The organism is uncultured Campylobacter sp. (assembly GCF_938015785.1).
Lineage (GTDB): Bacteria > Campylobacterota > Campylobacteria > Campylobacterales > Campylobacteraceae > Campylobacter_B.
Genome location: NZ_CALLWC010000042.1, coordinates 1 through 6456, shown reverse-complemented (window position 1 = coordinate 6456; position 6456 = coordinate 1). Strand labels below are relative to the sequence as shown.

Sequence of the window (6456 nt, the reverse complement as noted above, 5' to 3'; positions counted from 1 at the left end):
CTAAATCAATAGAAAATATTGTAAAAATAATAACAACTTATAAATGATAGTTATATAAGTAACCTTTTGCTAGAATTATATAGAGAAGAATTGCGAAAATTACTCCTATAGTTACTGCCTCTAAGTTTATAAAAAATGCACAAGCTATTAAATGCGTATCTAGTGGTGTTTTAGAGAGGTTCTACACCTACTAGCATAAATTCTGTGGTGCGAAGAACGGTGGTGCGAAGCGAGGATTTTTAAATTCTCGCAGATTTATCGGTGCAGCGCGTAACTCGTTAAATAACATGAAATTTCAAATTTGCAGGCAAATTTAAAGCAACGTAAAATTTTTAAATTTCATCATAACGGAATTTTGGATTTAAGCCGTAAATTTACGGTTCGTAGAATTTTAAAATTTTGCGTCATAAATTCTAAATTTTAACTCAGCATGATTTACCTACGCAAATCGATGCAGCTCGCGTTTATCGTGGCGCGTGCATAAATTTTAAGAATCTCCCACCTTTTAAAACGGCGCTATCTTTGCGCTGAAATAAAATTCCGCAAAATTTCAAAGTAGCTTCCGATAAATTTGACCTGTAAATTTAATCTAGCAAAGCTCCGTCTTTTCGATTTTGCGGCGCGAAATTCCGATTGTAAATCCCTTTTACGAAATTTCATAATCTCTTAGCTGCGCAAAATTTCAAATTTTCGCACAGAGCGGTATCTCTACACGGCACGCTGCCAAATTTCTACGCAGAAGCAGCCTTCGCAAAAGCTGTATATCAGGCGGTAGCCTGCCTGCCGCGTGCCATGGCGTATTACGCGCAGCACGAAGCCGTGCGCGATAACCGCCGTGTCCGCCTCCAGCATCGACGGCACCAGATCAAGCGCGCGCCGCCGTTCCACCCCCACGTTTGCGCCGCTAGGGTTCATGCCGCACAGCCACAGCAGGCGCGAGAGCACGAGCCGACAATGGCATTTTATTAGCGGCACGGGGAATATTCGCAGATTAAACTCGCGCAAAGCCTCCAAATACTCTATGTCCCGCTTCGGGAATAGCTTTTGTGCCGTAAGCGCGGCGCGCGGCAGCGGAGAGGAACATACTCGGCTTATGCCGGCAAGCTTTTCGTATGTGGCGCTGCTTTTAAATTTATCGGTTTGCCACAAAGCTAAGCTTTGCGTAGCGCCATATAGGATCGCGCGCCGTGCCGCTTCTGCAGCGTCGCATACGCCGCGATCGATCAGCGGCGTAACGTGGCGGATCAGCGCTAGCGCCATTATCTTGCCTCCTAAAATACGAGCCCGCTAAGAGCTTGCGTCGTTATGTTTCCGCTTCTACAGGATACTTGATGTTTAGATTTGCACTATTTATGCGAAATCTGCTATGGTTCTTACTCCGTAACCACGGCGAGCGCGAGGGTCTGCTTCAAAGCATGGATTTGCGGGCTATTTAAGCCTCTCATAACTTTCGCATGAGCTTTGCCATGCCCTTTCATGCTCCGCTACCGAGCTCATAAATCTATCCTTGCCGCCTAGTTCGCAGGCCTTTTTGTAGTATTCTACGGCTTTAACATTATCTATGCCCTCGTAAAGACGCGCTAAATTTAAACACGCAAGCCAGCTGTCCGCGATATCCATATCGCAACCGCGCACATAGTAACCTACGCCCTTTATAGCGTCTTTGCGCACGCCTCTGCCTTTGATATACGCAGAACCTGCGTTACTGCAGCCTATCGCGTGCCCGTCATCGCAGGCTTTGTCGAACAGCTCCGCCGCCTTCGCCTCATCGCGCGGCATCCCCTCCCCGCTTTGATACAAAATGCCTAAATTTACGCACGACTCCGCATCGCCGCCTTTGCAAGCTTTGACGTATAACGGCGCAGCCTTTAGCAGATCTTGCGGCACGCCCCAGCCATAATTGTAAATTTGCGCCAATGCCCCGCACGACTTCATATCGCCCTTATCGCAGGATTTTGTAGCCCTGCTTATATCGTCTGCGGTGATTTCAAAATTTTCGGCTAGCGCGAAATTTGCGGAAAGCACCGCAGCGAATGCTAGAATTAAAATTTTATTTTTCATTTTAGTCCTTTTTGATTTTTTAAGATCGCCCGCCAAGCCTAAGACGCGGATTTATCGTTAAGGCGCAGTTTGATCGCTAGAGTTCGGGTTCGATCTCGCCTGCTCTTTGCTTTTTAGAGCCTCGTAAATTTCATCGACGCCGCTTAGATTTTGATCCAAAACCTCCCTCGCCTTTTTTAACGTGCGTGCGCCAAAAATTCCATCCTGCTTGGCTCCGATGCTTTTTTGAATATATAAAATTTTATCCTTTTGCATCGCAGCGGAATTATTAGTCGCCCCGGAAGCGGAATTTGAAGCAGGGCTTTCAGAGCCGCTAGAGCTTGCGCTCGTAGAATTTTCGTCTGCAGAATTTACGCCATCACTCGCGGAAGCGGAATTTTCCTCCTTAAAAAATGCAGGCATCCATCCTTGCAGTAGCCCTGCTGCGCCGGTTTTCGGCACATAGCCCGTATTTGCCGCGCCTCCGTAGATTGCGCTAGCTAAAACGGCGCAGAGCATGGCTTTGCAAAAGCTAGCAAACGCCGCGCCGCCTCTGCCGCAGCGATACTCTCGCGGGATTTTACGAGCTTTTACGACGCACCGCACTACGCTTGCCAGCCACAGCGCCACACCGCCTAACAGCCCCGCAGCAGCGATTGCCACGCCACATGCAAGTGCCCAAAAATAATGCTCCGCAAAGATCATCTCGAAGCAGCCCTCGCACGCCAGCGCAGCCGCCGCGATGAGCGCGCCTCCGCCTATGCACCACACCGCGCGGTCATATCGCGGACTTAGCACGCCAAGCGCCCCAGCCATCGCGCTGCCCAAATCGCGAGCGCATTGCTGCGAAATAAAGCCCTCGCAAACGCGCATAAGCGCCGCGGCGAAACTCTGCACGCAATCCTCGCGCAAAGAACGTGGGAAAAAGAACTTCTTTAATCGTGCAAAGGGCGAAATTTTAGAATTTGACGCAGGATCTTGCGTGTTCGCGCGATTTTTAAATTTTGCAGCGGCTAGATTTTCGGAATTTATTGCGGCGGAGTCTATGAAATTTGTGGAATTTTCAGCACCCAAGACACTTAAATCTCGGTAATCTCGCTCGCCGCGTAATTCGTAAAGACCCTCCGCGGCGCGATCAGAAGTGTCACTTAAGCCTTCTTGCGAGCCGGCAAAATTAGATCCATTCTGCGCGCGAGCTTCGCTGCTTTGCTGCCTAGCATCAAAATCGCTGGCAGAATTCTCTCCGCTTTCCGAAAGATCCGCCCCTGTAAATTTTATGCCGCCGCCTACTCCGCCTGCAAACCTGCCTTGCTCTCCGCGCGATCCCAAGTGATTATCTTCTGCGCTCATAGGATTTGCCGAAGCGTTCGCGAATTTCATGCCCGCGAATTTTACGCTCGCGCCGCCCTCGAGATTTTCTTTGCGAGAAGCGTCTTTTACAAGGCTCAAAACGTAGCGATCAGCCGCGCTGCAGGCAGAATTTGCAAAGTTAAAATGTCTATCCGCGCCGCGCAACTGCTCGAGATTTAGCGTCTCGCCGCGCAGCTTAGCACTAGCTAGGCGCATCGCCGCATCCAGCATAGGCTTTGCGCGAAACAGTGCAAAAAGGCTTTGCGCATCGTCCCGCCCTAGCCTAGCGGGTGCGCCGCGCACCGCCGCAAGCTCCGGCGCAAAAACTTCGTCCAAAAAATTAGGTCTTACAAATGTTGCACTTCTGAAGCACGCCGCATCGTAAGCCTTGCCGCAGACGGCAAAACTCAAGCGCAAAAAATCATCCTCCGCGCTAAATACTGCTTCGCAGCCGCCCTGCACCGCTCGCAGCGAGCTTAGACGAAACAAAAGTCTGCGTGCTGCAAAACCTACGCCCTTGCTGCATAAAAACTCCAGCAGCTCGCGCCCGAAAACCTGCGAGCTAGCACCTATGCTGACGCTCGGGCGGGCATAAACGGATACTTTGCCGGTGCGAGTGAAATACCCGCGCCCATCGCAGTGATCGCAGCGAAAATCACCCGCACCGCCGCACTTTTCGCAGCGCAGCCTGCCCGCACCGCCGCAAGCGGGACAAATGCGCGAGCCGCTACCGCCGCAGCTAGCGCAGGGAATGAAGCGATAGCCCATAGAATTTGACGCAGGGCCTGCAGAGTCGCCTCCAGAAAGGCCGCGCGCATGAGCGTCCGTAGAGCTTAACGCCGCGCGACTATAGCCGCCGGTGCCCTTGCAATCGGGGCAGATCAAGCGCCCGCGTCCACCGCAGTTAGCGCATAGCGCCTTGCCTGCGCCTTCGCAGGCTTTGCAGCGTCTCCTGCCCGATCCGCTGCAATGCTCGCAACGCAGCTGAACGCTAAAGGGCTTAAAATCGTGAAATTTTATGATCTGATCCGCATTCGTAGCGGCTTTTTGGGGATCTGCACGCAGGCGTAGCATAAAGGCCTCGCTTAGCTCCGCATCAGTGCTTGCCGCGCGTAGGCACTCGCGCGCATGAGCCTCGAACTGCGCGACGTCAGCGAAATGCAGCTGAGCGCGCTCGCCGCCGCTTATCTGCGAGACGCTAAACTTGCCGGCGAAGTCGTAACGCACGCCAAGTCGCACGCTAAATCCGTAGAACTCGCGATCAAGCTCACGCAGATCGGCGCCGCCGCTACGCGCTAAAGCTTTTAGTCTAGCAACAAACGCCTCTGCAAGCTCCTCTTTATCCAGCTTGTCCATGATCGCTCCTTTCTTGCGGACGCGCCACAAAGCCGCGCCGCATAAATTTTAAAATTCCTTTATTAAAATCCTGCAAATTTTGCATTTCATACAATTATACCGCGAAAGGGAATTTTAAAATTCCAAAATCTCACGCAGGATGGAATTTAGCGCTATTGCGCGCCGTAAAATCTCGCTGCAAATCAAAACTCTAAAATAGAGCTCGACGCAAAATCTCGCACTGCGACGGCGACGCGCGTAACTAACCGCAACAAATACGGCGCGAACGGATCGCAAAATGGAGCCGCCCGGCATACGGCGCCCGAGCGGTAGCAGCAGGTATGCAAGACTTTAATTCCGCAGCAGCGTATAATTTGGCTCGCGACGATGCGCGATACAGCATAACGCACAGCAAATTCCACGCCTGCATAAAATTTTAAATTTCACGGTTAGCTCGTACGTACACACAGCATGAAATTTAAAATTTTACGACAGCTATGGCGCGGCGTGCAACGACCTAAAATTCTGCGATAAGCGGCACGCAAATTTCAATCCCGCGCGACAATCAGGCGACGGGTGCATAAAGTGCAATTTAATTTACAAGCGTGCAGCGGCATATAGTCGTCGCACAAATTTAGTCGCAGCGAGCGACACGACGCGAAAATTCATGACGCGACGCGTCAGCTCGTAAAATTTAATCCTGTTACCGCGCAGTTATAGCTGCCTGCGCCTTTGCAAGCAGAACGGATCAGACACATCTGCGCCCACTGCAGGCGCTGCACGGCGGTGTGTAAAATTTAATCTGGGCGTCGCAAACCTCCGCCAACATGATTGATCCGCACGAGCGTAAAATTTAGCTCGCCTGCCGCATAATTTAACTTGCGGCGGTGCATATCGCGGCGCAAGCGCGAATTTTAACTCGTGCGGCGATCTGCTGCGCGACCGACGGATTAATTTGACGGTACGCTCGACATGAAATTTAGAATCTCGTAACGACACATGACACTGTGCGCAGCCGCGTGAAATTTTGAATTTCACGGCGAGCTTATGCATTATGAAATTTTAAATCTTGCCGCGATGAGCTCGCAAACTCGCGAGCGGCTCGGTTTAAAATCTTGCGCCCAGTTTTTGCGCGGAATTTTGCGAGCGAAATTTCAAATGCTAAACCTGCACGGGTTTCGCGCCGAATTCTGCGTAGAATTTTACGCAGAATTTAATGAAATTTCGCGGGACGAGATCGGCGCACCGAATAACCTGAATAACCCGAATAATCAAAATTCGACTGGCTAAAGCCTAGCGCGATAAAGCTCGAGCGCAGTAAGCCATGACGCGCTAAAACCGGGGCTCGATAAACTCGCCGCAACCTGCAAGCAAAATTTATCGCCGCCGAAGCCTGCACCTAAATTTTACCGCCCAAGCGCGGAATTTTCGGCTTTGGTTTTGAGCGCCGAAAATAAATCCCAAATCACGCCAGCCCGCTTATAATGCCATCGCTCGTAATCTTCATATTTAGCGCGTTAGGAACCTTCGGCAGCCCCGGCATCAGCATTATCTTGCCGCAGACGGCGACGATGAAGCCCGCTCCCGTGCGGATCTGAAGGTCCTTGACGCTGAGCTTAAAGCCGCGCGCCCGCCCAAGCGCCTTAGCATCGTCGCTGAAGCTATACTGTGTCTTTGCGATGCAGACGTTTAGCCGCTCAAGCCCCAAGGCCTTGATGTGCTGTAGCGCCT

5 protein-coding genes are annotated in these 6456 nt (G+C 51.3%); 1 reads left to right on the top strand and 4 read right to left on the bottom strand.

Annotated elements, in window-relative coordinates:
- Nucleotides 1–708 precede the first annotated feature (708 nt).
- The 3 genes from Q0393_RS06185 to Q0393_RS06175 form a co-directional block, all read right to left on the bottom strand.
- Nucleotides 709–1260, bottom strand: coding sequence for a hypothetical protein (locus Q0393_RS06185; RefSeq protein WP_298978747.1), 552 nt, complete (start codon nt 1258–1260; stop codon nt 709–711).
- A 168-nt stretch (nt 1261–1428) separates the two neighbouring features.
- Nucleotides 1429–2061: a tetratricopeptide repeat protein gene (locus Q0393_RS06180; protein WP_298978744.1), complete on the bottom strand. Its 633-nt coding sequence runs from the start codon at nt 2059–2061 to the stop codon at nt 1429–1431.
- 57 nt (nt 2062–2118) lie between these two features.
- On the bottom strand, nt 2119–4746 hold the full coding sequence (locus Q0393_RS06175; protein WP_298978743.1) for a hypothetical protein: 2628 nt from the start codon (nt 4744–4746) through the stop codon (nt 2119–2121).
- Between the two features lie 1026 nt (nt 4747–5772).
- Here Q0393_RS06175 and Q0393_RS06170 point away from each other — a divergent pair.
- Nucleotides 5773–6015 carry a hypothetical protein gene (locus Q0393_RS06170; RefSeq protein ID WP_298978741.1) on the top strand — a complete coding sequence of 81 codons (243 nt, stop codon included), beginning with the start codon at nt 5773–5775 and terminating at the stop codon, nt 6013–6015.
- Between the two features lie 175 nt (nt 6016–6190).
- Here Q0393_RS06170 and Q0393_RS06165 read toward each other — a convergent pair.
- Nucleotides 6191–6456, bottom strand: a 266-nt coding sequence (locus tag Q0393_RS06165; protein WP_298978739.1) for a formate--tetrahydrofolate ligase, incomplete at its 5' end; no start/stop codon positions are given.

What these genes read in the sequence shown, in the direction of transcription:
- Q0393_RS06185 (WP_298978747.1), bottom strand. Translation starts at nt 1,260, where the DNA reads ATGGCGCTAGCGCTGATCCGCCACGTTACGCCGCTGATCGATCGCGGC.
- Q0393_RS06180 (WP_298978744.1), bottom strand. Translation starts at nt 2,061, where the DNA reads ATGAAAAATAAAATTTTAATTCTAGCATTCGCTGCGGTGCTTTCCGCA.
- Q0393_RS06175 (WP_298978743.1), bottom strand. Translation starts at nt 4,746, where the DNA reads ATGGACAAGCTGGATAAAGAGGAGCTTGCAGAGGCGTTTGTTGCTAGA.
- Q0393_RS06170 (WP_298978741.1), top strand. Translation starts at nt 5,773, where the DNA reads ATGCATTATGAAATTTTAAATCTTGCCGCGATGAGCTCGCAAACTCGC.